This window comes from Parafannyhessea sp. (assembly GCF_051876455.1).
Lineage (GTDB): Bacteria > Actinomycetota > Coriobacteriia > Coriobacteriales > Atopobiaceae > Parafannyhessea.
The window spans coordinates 4,222-5,283 of sequence record NZ_JBJEHW010000034.1 but is presented as its reverse complement, the minus strand read 5'-3'; the positions used below and the strand labels follow the sequence as shown (position 1 = coordinate 5,283).

2 protein-coding genes are annotated in these 1,062 nt (G+C 70.0%); both read right to left on the bottom strand.

Annotated features, from left to right (window positions below; translation table 11 throughout):
- Positions 1–512 (bottom strand): DUF4179 domain-containing protein (locus ACI38Z_RS01660; protein ID WP_439788449.1); only part of this gene is annotated, 512 nt, incomplete at its 3' end.
- The coding region (locus tag ACI38Z_RS01655; RefSeq protein WP_439788448.1) for an RNA polymerase sigma factor at positions 499–1,062 on the bottom strand (564 nt) is incomplete at its 5' end. The genes ACI38Z_RS01655 and ACI38Z_RS01660, both read right to left, overlap by 14 nt.

Genomic DNA, 1,062 nt, shown 5'->3' with positions numbered 1-1,062 from the left:
TCGCTCGGGTCCGCGTCGTAGAAGTACGACTCGCCGCCCTGCGCGCTCGCGGCGTCCACGCTCTGGTCAAAGTCCGCGTCCGGGTACTTGCCGTCGATCGTGAGCGTGCCGGTGGCGTCCTTCCCGATGGTGCCGAACGCCTTGCCGTCCGCGCGGCTGATGCTGTAGACCACGGCGTAGTTGTGCTCGTCTCCCACGATCGCGTCCGCGCTGATGGTGACGCCTCCGCTCGTGGCGACCGCGTCCACGGGGCGGCCGACCTTGTTGCGGACCTCCGTGGGTGCCGTCGACCCAAGAAACACGTCGTCGATGGCGCTGGCGACGCTCACCAGCTGGCCGCTCGCGTAGGCGTAGCCGCCGGCCCCCACCACGAGGGCGATGCCCGCCGCCACGGCCGCCATCGCGAACCTCGGGCGCGTGCGCCCGGCCGCCGCCTGTCTGCGTCCCGCCTTTACGGGCGAGAAGGACGTGGCCACCTTCCCGGCGCCGGCCTTGGGCTCAGTCTGCCCCAACGCCGACGCAGCGACTGCCGCGGCCATCCGGTCCCTCGCTTCGGACGAAAGAGAAACGCGATTCATCTCGTCCCGGTACGCTTCCATTGTCACGTCCATCGTCCTTCTCCTCCAAGCTCTTGCGCAGCTCCCTGCGGGCGCGGCTCAGCCGCTTTGTGACCGCGGCCACCGTGGCTCCCACGGCGCGCGCGATCTGCGCGATGCTCATTCCCTCGTAGTAGTGCAGGTACACGGCCTCGCGGTAGGGCGGGGCGAGCCTCATGACGGCGGCCGTGACCATGCCCGGCAGCTCGTCCTTCTCGACCTGGTCCTCTACCTGGGGCGCGGGATCTCGAACTTCCCCCGCGGCGGCGAGCGGTACGTTCCGGCTGCGCGCGGCGCTTCGCAGGATGTCCTTGCAGGCGTTCGCGGTGCAGCGTATGACCCAGGCCCTCTCGTGCTCCGGGCCGTTGAACGCCCCCGGCCTGCAGATCATCTTGCACAGCACGTCCTGGCTCACGTCCTCGGCGTCCTGCCGGGAGCCCAGGTACGTGTAGGCAAGCCGCAGGGA